The organism is Actinotalea fermentans (assembly GCF_007991475.1).
GTDB lineage: Bacteria > Actinomycetota > Actinomycetes > Actinomycetales > Cellulomonadaceae > Actinotalea > Actinotalea fermentans.
In genome coordinates, this window is sequence record NZ_BJYK01000001.1 from 345,351 (window position 1) to 362,962 (window position 17,612).

At 73.9% G+C, this 17,612-nt stretch carries 16 protein-coding genes and 2 tRNA genes; 12 read left to right on the forward strand and 6 right to left on the reverse strand.

All coding sequences use genetic code 11. The annotated features are described in order from the left end of the window. Positions 1–43: 43 nt before the first annotated feature. The 3 genes from AFE02nite_RS01580 to AFE02nite_RS01590 all read left to right on the forward strand — a co-directional run bounded on the left by AFE02nite_RS01580 (position 44) and on the right by AFE02nite_RS01590 (position 4,183). Complete coding sequence (locus AFE02nite_RS01580; protein WP_034243447.1) at positions 44–1,312, forward strand: deoxyguanosinetriphosphate triphosphohydrolase; 1,269 nt, start codon at positions 44–46, stop codon at positions 1,310–1,312. 9 nt (positions 1,313–1,321) lie between these two features. Continuing rightward, complete coding sequence (dnaG, locus tag AFE02nite_RS01585; RefSeq protein WP_034243444.1) at positions 1,322–3,286, forward strand: DNA primase; 1,965 nt, start codon at positions 1,322–1,324, stop codon at positions 3,284–3,286. Positions 3,287–3,358: 72 nt separating this feature from the next. Beyond that, a complete protein-coding gene (locus AFE02nite_RS01590) occupies positions 3,359–4,183 on the forward strand; it encodes a tryptophan-rich sensory protein (protein ID WP_034243441.1) in 825 nt (274 codons plus the stop codon). 54 nt (positions 4,184–4,237) lie between these two features. On the opposite strand, the gene dinB is transcribed toward AFE02nite_RS01590, so the two are convergent. Further along, positions 4,238–5,497, reverse strand: a complete 1,260-nt coding sequence (gene dinB / locus AFE02nite_RS01595; RefSeq protein WP_034243439.1) for a DNA polymerase IV — start codon at positions 5,495–5,497, stop codon at positions 4,238–4,240. 221 nt (positions 5,498–5,718) lie between these two features. On the opposite strand from dinB, the gene AFE02nite_RS01600 reads away from it, so the two are divergent. From AFE02nite_RS01600 to AFE02nite_RS01610, 3 genes are all read left to right on the forward strand, one after another. Further along, a complete protein-coding gene (locus AFE02nite_RS01600; protein WP_034243436.1) occupies positions 5,719–6,030 on the forward strand; it encodes a hypothetical protein in 312 nt (103 codons plus the stop codon). A 114-nt stretch (positions 6,031–6,144) separates the two neighbouring features. Then, positions 6,145–7,392: a polysaccharide biosynthesis protein gene (locus tag AFE02nite_RS01605; protein ID WP_052113385.1), complete on the forward strand. Its 1,248-nt coding sequence runs from the start codon at positions 6,145–6,147 to the stop codon at positions 7,390–7,392. Positions 7,393–7,456: 64 nt separating this feature from the next. Then, complete coding sequence (locus AFE02nite_RS01610; protein WP_146818967.1) at positions 7,457–9,673, forward strand: glycosyltransferase; 2,217 nt, start codon at positions 7,457–7,459, stop codon at positions 9,671–9,673. Positions 9,674–9,767: 94 nt separating this feature from the next. On the opposite strand, the gene AFE02nite_RS01615 is transcribed toward AFE02nite_RS01610, so the two are convergent. Then, positions 9,768–9,840, reverse strand: a tRNA-Asn gene (locus AFE02nite_RS01615). A 372-nt stretch (positions 9,841–10,212) separates the two neighbouring features. Between AFE02nite_RS01615 and AFE02nite_RS01620 the strand changes: the two genes are divergently transcribed. Both AFE02nite_RS01620 and AFE02nite_RS01625 read left to right on the forward strand, forming a co-directional pair. Further along, positions 10,213–10,755 carry a DUF2231 domain-containing protein gene (locus AFE02nite_RS01620; RefSeq protein WP_034243429.1) on the forward strand — a complete coding sequence of 181 codons (543 nt, stop codon included), beginning with the start codon at positions 10,213–10,215 and terminating at the stop codon, positions 10,753–10,755. 74 nt (positions 10,756–10,829) lie between these two features. Further along, entirely contained in the window at positions 10,830–11,204 is a 375-nt protein-coding gene (locus AFE02nite_RS01625) for a cupin domain-containing protein (RefSeq protein WP_034243426.1), read from the forward strand. A 14-nt stretch (positions 11,205–11,218) separates the two neighbouring features. Here AFE02nite_RS01625 and AFE02nite_RS01630 read toward each other — a convergent pair whose 3' ends face one another. Then, positions 11,219–11,743 carry a hypothetical protein gene (locus AFE02nite_RS01630; protein ID WP_034243423.1) on the reverse strand — a complete coding sequence of 175 codons (525 nt, stop codon included), beginning with the start codon at positions 11,741–11,743 and terminating at the stop codon, positions 11,219–11,221. Between the two features lie 35 nt (positions 11,744–11,778). Further along, on the reverse strand, positions 11,779–12,660 hold the full coding sequence (locus AFE02nite_RS01635) for a carbohydrate kinase family protein (RefSeq protein WP_034243421.1): 882 nt from the start codon (positions 12,658–12,660) through the stop codon (positions 11,779–11,781). Between the two features lie 87 nt (positions 12,661–12,747). Between AFE02nite_RS01635 and AFE02nite_RS01640 the strand changes: the two genes are divergently transcribed. The 4 genes from AFE02nite_RS01640 to AFE02nite_RS01655 all read left to right on the forward strand — a co-directional run bounded on the left by AFE02nite_RS01640 (position 12,748) and on the right by AFE02nite_RS01655 (position 15,241). Then, a tRNA-Ile gene (locus AFE02nite_RS01640) sits at positions 12,748–12,821 on the forward strand. A 137-nt stretch (positions 12,822–12,958) separates the two neighbouring features. Next, complete coding sequence (locus AFE02nite_RS01645; RefSeq protein ID WP_034243418.1) at positions 12,959–13,267, forward strand: SemiSWEET family sugar transporter; 309 nt, start codon at positions 12,959–12,961, stop codon at positions 13,265–13,267. A 76-nt stretch (positions 13,268–13,343) separates the two neighbouring features. Continuing rightward, positions 13,344–14,504 (forward strand): ABC transporter permease, encoded by a 1,161-nt coding sequence (locus tag AFE02nite_RS01650; protein WP_261765364.1) that lies wholly within the window; start codon positions 13,344–13,346, stop codon positions 14,502–14,504. Next, on the forward strand, positions 14,501–15,241 hold the full coding sequence (locus AFE02nite_RS01655) for an ABC transporter ATP-binding protein (protein WP_146818968.1): 741 nt from the start codon (positions 14,501–14,503) through the stop codon (positions 15,239–15,241). Before AFE02nite_RS01650 ends, AFE02nite_RS01655 begins: the two co-directional genes overlap by 4 nt. Here AFE02nite_RS01655 and AFE02nite_RS01660 read toward each other — a convergent pair. Continuing rightward, a complete protein-coding gene (locus tag AFE02nite_RS01660) occupies positions 15,232–15,855 on the reverse strand; it encodes a TetR/AcrR family transcriptional regulator (protein WP_034243412.1) in 624 nt (207 codons plus the stop codon). The genes AFE02nite_RS01655 and AFE02nite_RS01660 overlap by 10 nt on opposite strands. Positions 15,856–15,972: 117 nt before the next feature. After that, on the reverse strand, positions 15,973–17,517 hold the full coding sequence (locus tag AFE02nite_RS01665; RefSeq protein ID WP_052113383.1) for a helix-turn-helix transcriptional regulator: 1,545 nt from the start codon (positions 17,515–17,517) through the stop codon (positions 15,973–15,975). Positions 17,518–17,612 lie beyond the last annotated feature (95 nt).

A 17,612-nucleotide genomic window follows, 5' to 3' on the forward strand; every position in this document is an offset into this window, starting at 1 on the left:
ACCCCGTGCGGACGGGCCGCCGCACGGCCCGGCGGTGGCTAGGGTGGCGACTGTGGCAGCAGGCGTGGGGTACTCGGACGCGGACCGCGAGCGGCGCGTGCCGGAGGGGCCCAAGTCACCGGCGCGCACCGCCTTCGAGCGCGACCGCGCGCGCATCGTGCACTCCGCCGCGCTGCGGCGCCTCGGCGCCAAGACGCAGGTGCTCGGGCCGGCCAGCGACGACTTCGTGCGGACCCGGCTGACGCACACGCTCGAGGTGGCCCAGGTGGGCCGGGAGCTCGCCAAGGCCCTCGGCTGCGACCCCGACGTCGTGGACGCGGCCTGCCTCGCGCACGACCTGGGCCACCCGCCGTTCGGCCACAACGGGGAGCGCGCGCTCGCGGAGCTGACGAGCCACATCGGCGGCTTCGAGGGCAACGCCCAGACGCTGCGCCTCCTCACGCGACTGGAGCCCAAGGTCTTCGACCCGCAGTCCGGGGCGAGCGTCGGGCTCAACCTCACGCGGGCGAGCCTCGACGCGTCGGTGAAGTACCCCTGGGGAGCGGGAGACCTCCCCCGCACTGGCGGCGAGGACGCCCCGGCGGGCGCGAAGTTCGGCGTCTACGCCGACGACCTGGCCGCGTTCGCCTGGCTGCGCGAGGGCGCCCCCGACGGCGTGCGCTGCGTGGAGGCGCAGGTGATGGACCTGGCCGACGACGTGGCGTACTCGGTGCACGACGTCGAGGACGCCGTCGTCGGCGGGCGGCTCGACCTCGGCGTGCTCGGGGACGCCGAGGTGCGTGACCGCGTCGTCGCCACCGTGCGTACCTGGTACGGCGACGGCGTCGGGGAGGGCGCCCTGCGGGCCGCGATGGCGCGCCTCCCGCGCACGGGTGCCTGGGTGGCCGGGTTCGACGGCTCCCGGCGGGCGCTCGCCGCGCTGAAGGACATGACGAGCGGGCTCATCGGCCGGTTCTGCGGCGCGGCGATCGAAGCGACCCGCGCCGAGTACGGCAACGGTCCCCTGACCCGCTACGCCGCAGCCCTCGTGGTGCCCGAGGCCACGCTCGGCGAGATCGCGGTCCTCAAGGGGCTCGCGGTGGCGTTCGTGATGGCACCGCGCGAGTCCGAGCCGCTGTACGCCGGCCAGCGCCGGCTCCTCACGGACCTCGTCGCCGAGCTGTTCGAACGCCCCGAGCACCTCGAGCCCGCGTTCGCGGCGGACTGGGCGCAGGCCGAGGACGACCACGGCCGGCTGCGCGTCGTGGTGGACCAGGTCGCGTCCCTCACCGACGTCAGCGCCGCGGACTGGCACGTCCGACTGCTCGCCTAGACTCGCCGCGTGGCACGCATCCGGAGCGAGGACATCGCCGCGGTGCGTGAGCGGGCGAAGATCGAGGACGTCGTCGGCGAGCATGTGACGCTCAAGCCGGCGGGCGTCGGCTCGATGAAGGGCCTGTGCCCGTTCCATGACGAGCGCACGCCCTCGTTCCACGTGCGGCCGCCGGTGAACCTGTGGCACTGCTTCGGCTGCGGCGAGGGCGGCGACGTCATCTCGTTCATCCAGAAGATCGACGGTCTGGGGTTCACGGAGGCGGTCGAGCACCTCGCCGCGCGCGTGGGTGTGCAGCTGCGCTACGAGGAGGGCGGCCCGGCCCGGCCCGGCGAGGAGCCCGGGCGGCGGCAGCGCCTCCTGGAGGCCCACCGGCACGCTGCGGCCTTCTACGCGGAGCAGATCCTCACGCCCGCCGCCGCGACCGGGCGCCAGTTCCTCGCGGAGCGCGGCTTCGACCGCACGGCGGCCGAGCAGTTCGGTGTCGGCTTCGCCCCGCAGGGCTGGGACGCGCTGCTGCGCCACCTGCGCGGCAAGGGCTTCACGGAGCCCGAGCTCACGGCGTCGGGCCTGATGAGCCAGGGAAACCGGGGCCTGTACGACAGGTTCCGCGGGCGGCTGGTGTGGCCGATCCGGGACGTGACGGGCGACGTCGTCGGGTTCGGCGCGCGTCGACTGTTCGACGACGACCAGGGGCCCAAGTACCTGAACTCCCCGGAGACCCCGCTGTACAAGAAGGCACAGGTGCTCTACGGCATCGACCTCGCCAAGCGTGAGATCGCCAAGCGGCGGCAGGTCGTGGTCGTGGAGGGCTACACGGACGTCATGGCGGCCCACCTGTCGGGCGTGCCGACGGCCGTCGCGACCTGCGGGACCGCCTTCGGGTCGGACCACGCGCGCATCGTCCGGCGCCTGCTGGGCGACACCGCGGTCGGTGGCGGCGTGCAGCTGGCGAGCGGGCAGTCGCAGGGCGGGGAGATCATCTTCACCTTCGACGGCGACGAGGCCGGCCGGAAGGCGGCGCTGCGTGCGTTCGGCGAGGACCAGCGGTTCTACGCGCAGACGTTCGTCGCCGTGGAGCCCACCGGCATGGACCCGTGCGAGCTGCGGCAGGCGCAGGGCCCCGACGCGGTGGTGGCGCTCGTCCAGGGCCGCCAGCCGCTGTTCGAGTTCGTCATCCGGTCGACGATCGCGCAGCACGACCTGAACACCGCCGAGGGTCGCGTGAACGCGCTGCGTGCCTCGGCCCCGGTGGTCGCGCGGATCCGCGACACGGCGCTGCGACCGGAGTACACGCGGATGCTCGCGGGCTGGCTCGGCATGGAGCACGAGGCGGTGGCGTCGGCCGTGCAGTCGGCGTCGCGCGCGGTGGGCAATGCTGCACGGGACGATGCGCGGGCGAGCCGGCCGGGGGAGCCGGTGGTGCCCGGGCCCAAGTCGGACGACCGCGCGGACTCGTCCTCGAGAGGTCCGTCGAGGGCGCGCCCGGACGGACCGGACCGGGCGGATCCGGTCGCCCGGTTGCAGCGCAACGTCCTCGAGGCGGTGCTCCAGCACCCGAACAAGGTCGAGGCCGCCGTCTTCGACGCGCTGCCCGACGACGCCTTCACCGTCCCCGCGCTGCGTGCCGTGCACGAGGCGATCCGGGCAGCCGGTGGGGTCGTGGCCGTCCGGGGGATCACGGACGCGGCGTGGCTCGAGCGCGTCCGCGAGGAGGCCGCGGGGCCCGTGGCTGCCGTGGTCACCGAGCTCGCCGTGACGCCCCTGCCCGAGGACCGCCCGGCCGCCATCGAGGAGTACGTGCGCGGCGTCGTCGCCGGGCTGGTGGACCTGCTCCTGACCCGGCAGATCGCCGACGAGCGGGGTCGCCTGCAGCGCATGGACCCGGCCGTCGACGCCGAGGCCTACCAGGAGGCCTTCGGGCGTCTCGTGGCCCTCGAGCAGCAGCGCCGCGCCATGCGCGAGCGCGACTGACGCCTGTCGCCGGTGGGCGCGTCCGGCTCCCGCCGCGGTCGCGTGCCTGCCGGGCAGCGGTGACGATGGAGCATGGCCGCTGCACTCGCCCCGCCCGCACCCGCGCCCGCCGCGGCCCGCCCGTCCGACGTCGTTCGCCAGGTCGTCGTGCTCGTCGGAGCTCTGCTCGCCACCCTCGCCGGGTTCTGGGGGAGCGGTGCTGGCGGCGGGACCTCGCAGCAGGAGGTCGGCGACGGAGCGCTCGCGGCCGACGCGACGCCCGTCGCGCCGGGGGAGCCGGCGTTCGGCATCTGGTCGGTGATCTACCTCGGACTCGTCGCCTACGCCGTGTGGCAGGCGTTGCCCATCCAGCGCACGGACGCGCGGGCGCGGCGGACCGGCTGGCTGGTGCTGGCGTCGATGGTGCTGAACGCCGGGTGGATCGCCGTCGTGCAGGCGGACCTCATCGAGGCGAGCGTCGTCGTGATCGTGGCGATCCTCGCGGTGCTGGTGCTGACCGTGCGCCGGCTGCAGGAGAGGGCGCCGACGGGGATCGTGGAGGGTGTCGTCGTCGACGGGACGATCGGGCTCTACCTGGGCTGCGTGACGGTCGCGACGGTCGCGAACGCCTTCTCCGTCGCGGTGGCGGCGGGTGCCGACGCGCGGACCCCGGCCGCCGACCTGTGGGCCGTCCTCGCGCTCTCCGTGGCCGGAGTCGCCGGGGTGGGGTACGCGCTCTGGACGCGCGGACGGCTCGCCATCGGTGCGGCGATGGCGTGGGGTCTCGCCTGGGTCGTCGTGGCGCGGACGGGCGGGGACCTGCGGTCCACGCCGGCCGCGGTGGCCGCGGGCATCGCCGCCGTGCTCATCGTGGTGGCGACGTCTGTCGCGCGGCTCCGACGCGCCCGCGCGTCCTAGTCCTCAGGAGCGAGCGGGGGCGTGGGTGCCCTCGCTCACCCCAGCGGTGACCCTTCACAGGTCGTGCTCGGCGAGCTCGCGGAACGCGTCGGGCACCGACCGCAGGTCGCCCATCAGGGCAGGGAGGTACCCGGCCGCGTCGTTGCCGAACCGGTGTCGGATCGTGTCGAGCGACCCGTCCACCGCGCGCCGTGCGGCGCCCGTCGGCGAGCCCGGGCGCCACGGGTCGTCCGGCTCGAGGTCGAGCTCGAGCTGGAGCACCCGTTGCTCGGCGAGGTTGCTCACCGAGATCGCGAGCAGTGTGATCTCCGTCCCGGAGGGTTGGTCGGCGAGGGCCGCCTGCGTCAACCGCTCGGCGATCTCCGTCAGCGTGAGCGTCGTCGCCACGGGCTGGGCCAGAGTCCGGGACCGGGTCACGGAGCGCAGGCCCGCGAACCGGACGCGCACGGTGACCGTGCGCCCGGCGCGGCCCTTGTCGCGCAGACGGCGTGCGACGCGCTCGGCCAGGTGGGCGAGGACGCTGCGGATCGTCTCGGGATCCGGGGCCCGGCGTCCCAGCGCCGACTGTGCGCCGACGCTGCCGGCGTGACGAGCGGTCACGATGCGCCGGGCGTCGTCGTCGCGCGCCATCGCGGAGAGCTTGCTCCCGACGGCATGGCCCAGGAGGCGCTCGACGGCGCGTGACGGCGTCTGCGCGAGATCGCCGATGGTGCGCACGCCCAGGTCCGCCAGGCGGGCCTGCGTGACGGGCCCCACGCCCCACACGAGGGACACGGGCAGGGGGTCGAGGAACTCGCGCTCGGTCCCGGGCTCCACGACGACCAGGCCGTCGGGCTTGGCCACCTGGGAGGCGATCTTCGCGAGGTGCTTGGTCCGGGCAGCGCCCACGGAGATCGGCAGCCCGACCTCGGCGCGCACGCGGGCCCTGATGTCGCGACCGATCGCCGCGGCCGGCCCGAAGAGGTGGGTCGCTCCCGAGACGTCGAGGAACGCCTCGTCGATGGAGATGCGCTCCACGAGCGGTGTGACGTCGCCGAAGATTGCCATGACGGCGTCGCCGAGCTGCTGGTACTCCGCGAAGTGGCCCCGGACGAACAGGAGCTCCGGGCACAGCCGCGCCGCCCGCCAGCCGGGCATGCCGCCGGAGACGCCGAACCGCTTGGCCTCGTATGACGCCGCGAGGACGACCCCACCGGTCGGTCCGCCGCCGACGGCGACCGGCCGCCCGCGCAGCGCCGGGTTCAGCAGCTGCTCGACCGACGCGTAGAAGGCGTCGAGGTCGGCGTGGAGGATCGTGGCGCCGCCCGTGGGCATGCGTCGAGGCTAGTCGAACAGGTGTTCGATCGGCAAGTGTGCTGATCCAGCGCCCGGATTGCGACGGACCAGCCCGAGAAGGCCGCGCCTGCCCCAGTTGCCGGGCGCCCCCGTCACCCAGATAGGGCCGTAGGTCCCCTCCCCCCGGGTGGGTGGTCGATGTGAGGATGAGGTGCAAGGCAGGCGCGACGGCGCGCAGGCCCCAAGGAGGTGGCGCGTACATGTCCGAGACGACGGAGACCATCTGCCACTGGGAGCAGGTCCAGCGGCAGTGGAAGTGGGAGTGGGCCAGCTACCACCCTCACCAGACGGTTTTCTGGACCACCGGTGATGCAAGCGGCACGACGGAGCTGATCGAGGAGGCCACGTTGGCCCCCCAGGCTCCTGAGCTGGCCGTCGACATGTGTTACGGCAGCAGATGGGAGAAGGTCTCCGGCACGGGGACCAACGTCGTCATCGCGACGGCGGACCTGCCCGAGGGCGCCGTGCCCGCGGGTGACGGGTGGCGACAGGCGGTCCCCGTCGGCGCCTGAGCGACGCGCGGCGACGTTTCGCGCGAGGGGCTCTGGGCCGCGGAGGCGACTCCACCCAGAGCCCCTCGCGGTTCCCGCGCGTCGGACATGATGCGGTACTGGTAGCGTCCCCGCGTGCCTGAGCGAAGGGTCTCGAACCTGCGGGACCTGCTGGTCGTCGCCGGCGGGACGACACTGGCGAACGCGGCGGCCTACGGGCTGTCGATCGCGAGCGCTCGTATCCTGGCGCCGGCCGAGTTCGGTGCGCTCGGGGCGCTGCTGGGCGTGTCGATCATCGTGTCGACTTTCGCGATCGGCTGCCAGACCCTCGCCGCGCGTCGGGTCGCCGCGGGGGTCGCGTTGGGGCGCACCGACGTGGTCATGCGGGCGGGAGCCTGGGCGGCGGGTGCGTTGCTGATCCTCGCTGCGCCATCCATGGCGGCGGCGCCGGTCCTCGGTGTCCCGTCGGCCGCGATGCTCGCGGTCGTCGCGAGCGTGGCCGTGAGCGTGCTCGGCTTCACCGCGATCGGCGTCCTCCAGGGGCGCCGCCTGCACACTCGCTTCGGCGGGACCTACGCGGCTCTCGGGATCCTCCGGGCAACCGGCACCGTGGTGGCCGTGGCCGTCGAGCCGACCGCGACGTCCGCCGGCCTGGGAATGCTGGTGGGCAGTGCGGCAGGGAGCGCCGTGGCGCTCGCGGTCGCACGGGAGCGGGTGCCCCTTGGCCTGCCCGGCCCGAACGTGCTCCGCGAGCTCTGGCGCAACAGTGCGTCCCTGCTCGGCCTCTACCTCCTCGTGAACATGGACGTCGTCCTGGCGCGGACCTTCCTTGAGCCGGCCGACTCTGGGGCCTACGCCGTCGGGTCGCTCGTCGCGAAGGTCGCGTTCTTCCTGCCCGGCTTCATCAGCTATGTCCTCTTCCCTCGGATGGCTGCGGCATCGACGCCTCGGCTGCGCACGGCGAACGTGCTGGCCACTGTGGCCGTCGGTGCGGGTGCCACGGCGGCCTGCGCGGTCCTGGCGCCGTGGGTGGTCCAGGTCGCCGCAGGGCCCGGGTACGAGGCGATCGTGCCGCTGATCTGGGTGTTCGCGCTGCAGGGCAGCCTCTTCGCCACCCTGCAGGCGCTGCTGTTCCTCCGGCTGTCGGACCCCGGCTCTGGTGCGGACTGGCGCCTCTGGGTGGGCGCGGCCGGTGTTGTCGGCGTGGTGGCGGTCGTGCACGGTTCGATCGCCGCGATCGTGCTCTCGGGCGTGTCGGTGAGTGTCGCCCTGACCCTCTGGGTCAGCGTCGTCGAACTGCGCCGCACGCCCACCCCGACCCGTCCCTGCGTCGACGATGAAGGGCGACGTGCCGTGGCTCCTGGCGACGGAGCACTATCCTGACGCCCGGTACGGGTCCCGAGGCGGGCGCGGCCGCGTCGCGACGTGATGCAGGACGAGAGGAACCGTGCTTCAGAATCCCCTGGACGAAGCCGACACGAGCACGATGCCGGCCCAGCCGCCGTGGCCACGGTCGACGACGATCCTCCTGCTCCTGACCGGGTTGGTGCTCGCCGTCATGACGTTCGTGACGGTCCTGCTCATGCCGAGCCTCCCGTGGCATGGCGCGCGCGACCTCGAGCTCAATGCAACGTACCAGGCCTACCGTGAGACCGGCGTCCTGCTGATCAAGCCCACCGGGTCCGGCTCCTGGTACACGCAAGCGCCCACGGACGGCCCCTACACGGCGGCCGCCTGGGACGACGACCCCGGCTCGTACATCATCGCCAGCCTCCTCTCGCACGTGACGGGCTCGCCGTCGCCGTACGCCGGCCTCAAGGGAGCCATGGCGGGTCTGGCGGCGCTCCCTCTCCTGGTGCTGCCACTCGGCGTCGCCCGGCTGTTCCGGCGCGCCCGCGCGGGGTACGTGCTCTTGGCGATGCCGGCGCTCCTGTGGCTGGTGAACCACGGCACGGTGCTTCTCGGCACCGAGTACGGCTTGTCGAACGCGGCGGCGCCTACGCGCGTCTACGCCCAGTACGGCATCGCGGCATCGCTCGTCTTTCTCTCCTTGACGATGCTCCTCGTGCTGTCCACGGTGCGCCTGAGCGCGCGCGCCCTGGTGGCCGTCACCCTGCTCACAGGTGCGCTCGGCGGCGTCGGGAACCTGTCGCGCGCGATGTCGGGCGTGGGCACTGCCGCCGGGGTGGGCGTGCTGTGGTGGATGTGGAGCCGGGGACGGCTCCGCTGGCTCCGCGCCGTCGTGGCGGCTGCCGTCGCCGTCGTCATCGCCCTGATGCTGCCCGCGGGCGTGATGCGGCTGATCGACACCGAGCGGGCCGACGCGACGGGACTCGCGGTGAGCGAGCTGCCGGACGCGCACGCGCTGTGGCACTCGTTCTACCTCGGCCTGTCTTATCCCGAGCCGATCACGGGTCAGCCGTCGCCATTCGACATCCGATGGAACGACGAGTACGGCTGGGCGCAGGCCCGAGCGGTCGACCCGGACGTGCTCATCGCGAGCACGGAGTTCAACGAGATTATGAAGGACCTCTACTTCGGTGAGGTCCGCGAGAGCCCTGGCGCCGCCGCACGGCTCTACCTGGACAAGGCGCTCTACACGATCAAGCACTACGGGGCGATGCTGGTCGTGGCGGGCATCGGCATCACGCTCGCGCTGCACCGGCGGGGCCCGCACCGCAGGGGCGTCCGGGCGGTGCTGGCGATGGTGACGCCGACCGTCGTGCTGGGCTTCGCGCCGGCGGTGTTCGTCATGCCGCTCATCTACTACTTCTCCGAGCTCTCTGCGGCCTTCGGCCTCCTGCTGTCCGTCGGCCTCGGTGGGTTCGCGTGGGTCGTCAGCTCGATGCCGTCGCACGTGCGGGCGAGCGAGCGGCAGAAGATCGCCCGGCACCTCGCGCGGCTCACGCCCAGAGCCGTGCCGACGTCGCTGTCGGCCGTGGTGCCGACCCGGAACGGCGCTGCCACGGTCGGTGCGACACTTGCGACGCTGGCCGGTGAGCTCGGTGCGGGTGACGAGATCGTCGTGGTGGAGAACGGCTCGACCGACACCACGAGCGGCGTCCTCGCCGAGATCGAGGAGCGGTGGTCGCACCCGTGCACGCTGCGCGTCCTGCACAGCGAGCCGGGCCTCGGCGTCGCGCTCCGGACCGGGGTGCTGGCGACGCTGGGGGACCGCCTTCTCCTCACCGCCGACGACCTGCCCTTCGGTCTTGGTGACCTCTCCCGCTTCCGAGAGCTGCCCGCCGACACGCTCCTGGCCATCGGCTCGAAGGCGCACGTCGAGTCCGACGTCCACCGGTCGACCAGGCGCACCCTCCAGTCGAGGGTCTTCCGCTCGATGAGGGAGGCCCTCCTGCACTCGTCCGTCGGGGACAGCCAGGGCACGATCTGGGTGGACGCCGAGTGGTGCCGGATGTTCGCGGCGTTCTCGCGCGAGCCGGGCCTCATGTGGACCACCGAACTCGTGCTGGCCGCCGAGCAGCAGGGGATGCCCGTCGTCGAGGTCCCCGTCGAACTGCGCGAGGGCCACGACTCCGCGGCGAGTCGCTTCACGTTCGGCGACGCCGTCACCGGCCTGCGCGGCATTCTCCGGCTCGCACTCCAGAAGGACGATTACCTGCAGGACGACTGGCTCGAGGAGCGGGTCGCCCGGCCCTGGTGACGCCGCCGCTCCGGGTCGCGGGGCTCCGGAGTGCGTTCGGGGAGAACGAGAAGGGTCCCCGTGCCGGGAAGACCGGTCGGGGACCCTTCGCTTGCTCCCGCGATTGGACTCGAACCAATAACCGTCCGATTAACAGTCGGATGCTCTGCCAATTGAGCTACGCGGGATCGTGCGCGGCAATGCTACCCGATCGGATCGGGTGCCTCGTGCACGCCGCTGACGTGCACGACGGCCGTCCGGGACTCGCCGATGCGGGTAGCGGCCCCGGTCCGGCCGACGCAGCAGCATCATCGGTCGTGCGCGCCCGGAGTTGACGCGGGACGGCGGCGTGTCGCGGGTGATCCTCGACACGTCGCCCATGACGACGGCGCCCGCGCGTCCCGCGAAGGGACCAAAGGCCCGAACAAGCCGACTCACAGCCGACGCTCAGGCACCTCCTAGGTGCTCCACGTGGACGCTCGCGACGGTTCCTGCACAGCGCGTCAGCAACCGCACGTGCGTCAGCAACCGCACGTGCGTCAGCAACCCTGGAGGGCCCCGTGTTCGACACCTTCGCCGATCTGCCGCTCCACGCCATCGTGGTGCATGCCACGGTCGTCGCCGTCCCCGTGACGGCCGTCGTCGTCCTCCTCGCGGCGCTGTGGCCGCGGTTCCGGCGGTGGGCGGGCGTGCTACCCGCGGTGCTGGGTCTCCTCGCGCTCGCGCTGACGCCGCTGTCGACCCAGTCCGGGGAAGCGCTCGAGGGTCGCGTGGGGGAGAACTCGGCCGTCGAGCGGCACGCCTCGCTGGGCGAGGGTCTGCTGCCCTGGACGATCGCGCTCGCCGCCGTCGGGCTGGTGCTCGCCTGGGTGTGGTGGCGCGAGCGCGCGGCGCGTGCGGCGGCCGGTCCGGAGGCGGGTGCGCCGCGCCTCGCGGGCGTTCCGGGTGGCCGGTTGGTCGCCCTGACGGTCGCCGCCGCCGCGCTCGTCACGAGCGTCGGGGCCGGTATCCAGGTCGTCGAGGTCGGCCACACGGGCGCGCAGGCGGTCTGGCAGGACACGATCGCGAACACCCAGCCGGGCCAGGCGGACGACGACGACTGACGCTCCGGGCGGCGCACGCCCGGAGGCCGTCCACCAGGGGATGACGGGCGCGGCTCCTGCGCGCACACTGGCCCATGGACGACGAGCGAGTGGACCGACTGGACCCGGTGGCCACCAATCCCGAGCACTACCGCCCGGTGTTCGAGAACGAGCGCGTGCGCGTTCTCGAGTACCGCGACGAACCGGGAACGGTGACCACGCCGCACGACCACCCCGACAGCGTGATGGTGACGCTCAGCGGCTTCCGCCGACGGCTCGTCGCCGGTGGGCGGCATCGCGACGTGACGCTGGAGCCAGGACAGGCGCTGTGGCTCGACGCGCAGCGCCACCACGGCGAGAACATCGGCGACACCGGCACCCACGTGCTCCTGATCGAGCTCAAGGATGCGGCGCGGGACGGGGCGGAGGCCGCCGGCACCGGGCCGGCCGGCCCCGGCCCGGCCGACTGACCGCGACGACCGGCCTACAGCCCGGCCGCCTCGCGCACCCGCGCCTCGGCCGCGTCGACGGCGGCCGCCGTCGAGGGGTCGGTGAGGTCGACGGTGCCCGGGCCCATGACCTGGGTGAACAGCTGGCCGTCGCCGTCGCGCCGCAGCGCCACGCGGACCACGGTGCGGTCCGCGAGCGTCACCTGCTCGGCGTGCACCACCGACGAGTCGACGCACTGCCGGAACGCCGCCGGGAAGGCGAGGCTCCGGGCATCGGCCAGGTGCAGCACCGTCGCGGTGGCGCCGTCGACCCACTCGACGGTGAGCGTCTCGGTGTCCGGGTCGAGCCGTCCCGTGCTCACGTCCGTCCAGGGCCGCCGCAGGCCGGCGGCGCCTTCCGCGGCGTCGGCTCCGCCCGGGTGAACGACGGCGATCCCGTGCGTCGTCGCCACGGCCCACCCGTCGGCCAGGCGACCGGTGGCGAGCACGCGCTCACCCCGGGCGAGCTCGAGTGCGGCGCGGACGTCGTCGGGCAGGGCGGGGCGTCGGAGCAGCGACATGCTCCCAACCTAACTGCGTGGGGGACCGGGCTCGTTCAGTCGAGTCCGGCCGCGTGCCGCAGCGAGGTGGCGTCGAGCGCGGGGGAGACGAGGTCGGGGCACTGCACCGCCAGCGCGCCCGCGGCCGCGCCGAGCCGGAGGCAGTCGGCGAACGGTCGCCCCTCGAGGTGGCCCAGGAGCATGCCTGCGACGAACGCGTCTCCGGCGCCGTTCGTGTCGACGACCCGCGTCACCGGACTCGCGGGGAGCTCCAGCCAGCCCTCGTCGCGCCCGAGGGCGACGGCGCCGCGCGCGCCCCGCGTGCAGACCGCCCAGCGCGCGCCGGCCTCGACGCGCGACGCGAGGAGGGCTCGCGGGTCGGGGACCCGGTCCTCGCTCATCACGAGGACCGTCGCGGCGTCCGCGAACTCCCGGTGGAAGTCGGACGCGCCGTCCCAGTCGTGCAGGTCGCACCAGATCTCCCGCCCGGCCGCCCGGGCCAGGCGGAGCACCTCGCGCGCGTGGTCGGCGAGGTCGACCACGACGACGTCGGCCCTCGCCACGGCGGCGCGCACCGGCTCGGGCACGGGGCCGGGCTCCGGCGGGAGGTGCAGGTAGATCGAGAGGCGGCCGCCGTCGGCGGCCATGAGGTTCAGGTGCTGCTCGCTCGGGCCGCGCCCGCGGGCGGCCTCGAGGGTGAGTCTGGGGTGGGCGAGCGCGTGCTCGATGGCGGCCGCGGCGTCGTCGTCCCCGAGGGCCGTGCGCAGGGTGACGTCGACGCCCAGGCGCGCGAGGGAGAGGGCCTTGCCGGCCGACGTGCCGCCCAGGCCCGTGCGATGCCCCTGGGCGAAGACGGTCCCCGGCTCGCCCGTGGGGAGCGCCGCCACGTCGACGAGCGTGTTCCAGGACGCCGGACCGGCGACCACCACCTGCGCCATGGCCCGACGGTAGTGCCGGTAGCCTGGCGCCCGCAGGGACGGCGCGGGGCACGGTCGGTGCTCCGGACCGTCGGCACCGTCCCCGCCGGGCCAGTAGCTCAGCCGGTCAGAGCAGCGGACTCATAATCCGTCGGTCGCGGGTTCGAGCCCCGCCTGGCCCACCCGGATCCCCACCCGTCATCCGCCTGCCCCGGCCGTGCCCTGTCCGGCGCCCGGGGTAGCCTGCTCGTGTCGCGTGAGCGCCCCCACGTGAGTGACGCGACACCAGCACCAGGGCGCCTCCCCGAGGAGGAACCAGGTGAACGTCTCGGACGTGCTCGCCGTCGTCGCTGCGAGCTGGGGAGTGGCGATGGCCGTGTCCCCGGTGCTCCAGATCCGGCGGATGCTGCAGACGCGGTCGGCCGAGGACGTCTCGCTCGGGTACTTCGGCATCCTGCTGCCCGGCTTCGCGCTCTGGATCGCCTACGGCCTCTCGCGCGGTGACCTGGCGCTCGTGGTGCCCAACAGCGTGGCGCTGGTCGTGACGCTGACGACCGTCGGCATCGCGTTGCGGCTGCGTCGCGAGGCCGCGGCCGACGTCGAGCGGCTCGCCGGCTCCGACGCCTGAGGCCTCGCTCTCCGCAAGGTCATCGGCCACTCCGGGAACAAAGTTCCCGACACTGCGTTCATATGATGTCAACGCCGTGTCGGGAAGGCGCGGCTCCCTGGAGGTGGACATGTTTCTCGCGCTGCGTGAGCTGGCGTTCGCGCGCACCAGGTTCGGCCTGATGGGTGCGGTGGTCGCGCTCATCTCGGTCCTCACGGTGCTGTTGTCCGGACTGGCGTCCGGCCTGGTCGTCGACGGAGTCTCCGGGCTGCTGCGCAGCCCCGTGCAGGCGATGGCGTTCGAGGAGGGCACCAAGACCGACTCCGCGTTCACGCGGTCGGAGGTCACCGCCGTCCAGCGCGACGCCTGGCAGGGGCAGGCCGACGTCGCCGACGCGGAGCTGCTCGGCACCGCCATCGTCAACGCCAAGAACGACGACGGCACCCCGCTCGACCTGACGTTGTTCGGCGTCGAGCCCCAGGGGTTCGTGATGCCGGCCGCTGCCGAGGGGCGCGCCGTGACCGCCGAGGGAGAGGCCCTGCTGAGCGTCTCGGCCAAGGACGAAGGCGTCGAGGTCGGTGACGTGGTCACGCTCGACCGCCTGGGCACCCAGCTCACCGTCGTCGGGTTCACCGAGGACCAGCGCACCTTCGGCCACGTGGACATCGCCTTCGTGCCGCTGCGTACCTGGCAGGAGGTCCACGCGGGCCTCACCCCGGGCGAGACCGCCGACCCGGAGGTCTACGACGTCGGCAGCGTCGTGGCCCTGCGCGGCGTGGACGGCGCACCCGACCTGGCCGCCGGTGACGCCGCCGCAGGCACCTCGGCACGCAGCATCGAGGCAGCCTTCGACTCCTCGCCCGGCTACACGGCCGAGCTCATGACCATGCAGCTGATCCAGATCTTCCTCTACGGCATCTCCGCGCTCGTCGTCGGGGCGTTCTTCACGCTCTGGACCGTGCAGCGCACGCGCGAGCTCGCCGTGATGCGCGCCATCGGCGCGTCGACGCGCTTCCTGCTGACCGACGGCGTGCTCCAGGCCGCCGTCCTCCTCGTGGGATCCGTCGCCGTCGGTACCGGCATCGGTGCGGGCCTGGGCGCCATGCTCGAGGGCACGCAGATGCCGTTCGTCCTCCAGGGGCAGCCGGTGCTCACCGGGGCGCTGCTGCTCGTGGGCCTGGGCCTCGCCGGCGCCGCCGTCGCGACCGGCCGCATCTCCTCCGTCGACCCCGTGACCGCACTGGGAGAGAACCGATGACCACCCCCGCCCGCACCGACCGCGCCACCGGCACGGCCACCACGACCGTCGACCCCGCCGCCGAGCGGCAGGGCCTGACCCTGCGGGACGTCGTCCTGACGTTCGGCGACGGCGACGACCAGGTCGCCGCGCTCGACCACGTGGACCTCGACGTCGCGCCCGGCGAGCTCGTCGCCGTCGTCGGCCCCTCGGGTGCCGGCAAGTCCAGCCTGCTCGCGGTGGCCGGCGGCCTCACGCGCCCGACGTCGGGCTCGGTGCGCGTCGCCGGGACTGAGCTGGTGGGCCTGTCGTCGCGTGCGCTCGCCACGTTCCGCCGCGACAACGTCGGCTTCGTCTTCCAGTCGGGCAACCTCGTGCCCGCGCTCACGGCGATCGACCAGCTCCGGCTCGTCGAGAAGATCACCGGCCGACGCGCGGCGACCGCGCCGCTCGCCCTGCTCGACGCCGTGGGCATGGCCGAGCACGCCGACCGGCGTCCTGCGCGGCTCTCCGGCGGCGAGCGTCAGCGCGTGGGCATCGCCCGCGCCCTGGTGGCGTCGCCTTCCGTGCTGCTCGTGGACGAGCCGACTGCCGCGCTCGACCGGCGCCGCAGCCACGAGATCGTGGAGCTGCTGGCCCGCGAGACGCACCAGTTCGGCGTCGCGACCGTGATGGTGACCCACGACCACGACGTGCTCACGCACTGCGACCGCGTCGTGGAGATGACCGACGGCAGGCTCGCGCCCGTTCAGTCCTGATCGGGCGCGGGAGTCCCTGACGCCTGCGCGGCCGGCTGGAGGCCGCGCAGGTAGGGGTCGAGGATCGCGGTGGTCGCGCGCAGGGACCGCTCCAGGTCGCCCGTCTGCTCGACCAGGCGCGAGGCCGCGTGCACGACGGCGTTCACCAGCTCCGCGGACAGCTCGGGATCGGGCGCGCCCAGCTCGCGCAGCGCCGCCAGCACGGGGACGAGCAGCTGGTCGTGGAAGTCGCGCGCACGCTCCGCGACGTCCTCCGACGGCGCGACGACCGCGAGGGTGCGGGCCAGGGCGTGCTCGCCGTCGGCCACGAGCTCGAGGTTGGCGCGGACGAAGGCGATCACCCGTCCGTGCGGGCCGTCCGCTGCGGCGATGGTGGTGTCGAGGCGGCGCTGCCAGGTCGGGAAGGAGTCCCTGACCAGGGCGGACAGCAGGTCCTCCCGCGACGCGAAGTACTGGTAGACGCTCGATCGCGACAGCCCAGCCCGCTCGCCGACCTCGGCGAGCGTCGGGACGCGGTCCGGGTCCGCCGTGAGGAGGTCGCGTGCGGCGTCGAGCAACGCCCGCTCGCGCGCCGCCCGGTGCTCGGCGACGGTCGGCGCGTCGATGCGCGGCATGCGTCTCCTCCTCTCGTCGCCCCTCGCCCGTGGTGCCGGCCACGCGGGCGCCCGGACTCGGGTGCACCATCGTATGTCCCGACATGCTGTCGGGAACATGCCTGAGGTGCCTCGAGCTCACGCTCCGCCGGGCGCGTGGCGCTCGAGGAACGCGAAGACCTCCGTCTCGTCGACGCCGGGGAACGCGCCGGCGGGCAGCGCGGCGAGCATCGACGCGTGCGGCCGCGCGGCGGGCCAGGCCCGCCCCGCCCACCGCTCGGCGAGGTCGGCGGGCGGCCGGTGGCAGCAGGCGGGATCAGGGCACGTCGACGTGCCCCGCTGCGGCGTCTCGCGGCCCTGGAACCAGCGCACGTGCGCGTACGGGACGCCCACGCTGACCGAGAAGTCGCCGTCGGCCGATCCCTGCACCCGTGAGGTGCACCAGAAGGTGCCCGCCGGCGTGTCCGTGTACTGGTAGTACGGGCTGAACCGGTCGTCCACGTCGAAGACCGTCCGGGCGGTCCAGCGCCGGCACACCGGCTGTCCTTCGATGGCGCCGAGCGGGTCCGACGGGAAGCGCACCCCGTCGTTCTCGTACGCCTTGTGCAGCACACCGCTCTCGTGGACCTTCATGAAGTGCACCGGCACGTCGAGGTGACGGGTCGCGAGGTTGGTGAACCGGTGCGCCGCGGTCTCGTACGTGACGGCGAAGGCATCGCGCAGGTCCTCCACCGACAGGCGGCGAGCGGCCTTCGCCTGCCGCAGCATCGCTGCCGCGTCGTCCTCCGGCACGAGCAGCGCCGCCGCGAGGTAGTTGGTCTCCACCCGCTGGCGCAGGAAGTCCCCGTAGTCACGCGGCTCGGTGTGCCCGAGCACGTGCGACGCGAGGGCCTGCAGGACGGCGGAGCGCGGGTCCGGCTGGGACGCGACGCCGTGCGGCAGGTACACCCGGCGGTGTCGCAGGTCCGTGACGGACCGCGTGGAGTGCGGCAGGTCGCCGGCGTGGTGCAGGGAGAAGCCGAGGTGCGCGGCGATCTCCCCGGTCGCGCGCTGGGAGAGCGGCCCGCCCGGGTGCCCGATGGCGGCCAGCAGGTCGCGTGCGTGCTCCTCCAGCTCGGGGAAGTAGTTGTCCCGGGCGCGCATCTCCGCGCGCAGCTCGGCGTTGGCGCGCCGGGCCTCCTCGGGCGTGGCCGCGCGCTCGGTGAGCAGGCGCCGCACCTCGGCCTGGAGACGCACGAGCGCGTCCAGCGCGTCGGTCGGCAGCGACCGGCCCACCTTCACCTGCCCGATGCCGAGCGAGGCGAACAGCGGGCCGCGCTGGGCGCGCTCGAGCGCGACCTCGAGCGCGGCGCGCCGGGTGGGCGGCTCCGGGGACAGGAGCTCCTCCAGCCCCACCCCGAGAGCGGCGGCCACCCGCTGCAGGAAGGAGACCTTGACCTCGCGCCGGCCGTTCTCCAGCAGGGAGACCTGCGAGGGCGCGCGCCCGACGGCGGCGCCCAGGTCCTCCAGCGTCATCCCGCGGGCGGTGCGCAGGTGCCGTACCCGGCGTCCGATGACGATCGGGTCGACCAGCCCCTCCGCGGGCGGCGCCGAGGCGGGCGCCCGCCGTGACGGTGTCGGGGTGCTCGGAGCCGCGCGCCCGCCGGGGCCGGCCGGGCGTTGGGTGCCAGTCGTCACGCTCATGCCCCACGGTCGCCCGTCGCACCTCGGACGCGCCACCTTCCCCGGCGCAGAAGAACCGGGATTCTTCTGCGTCGCCCGGCGGGCAAGGTGGCGGG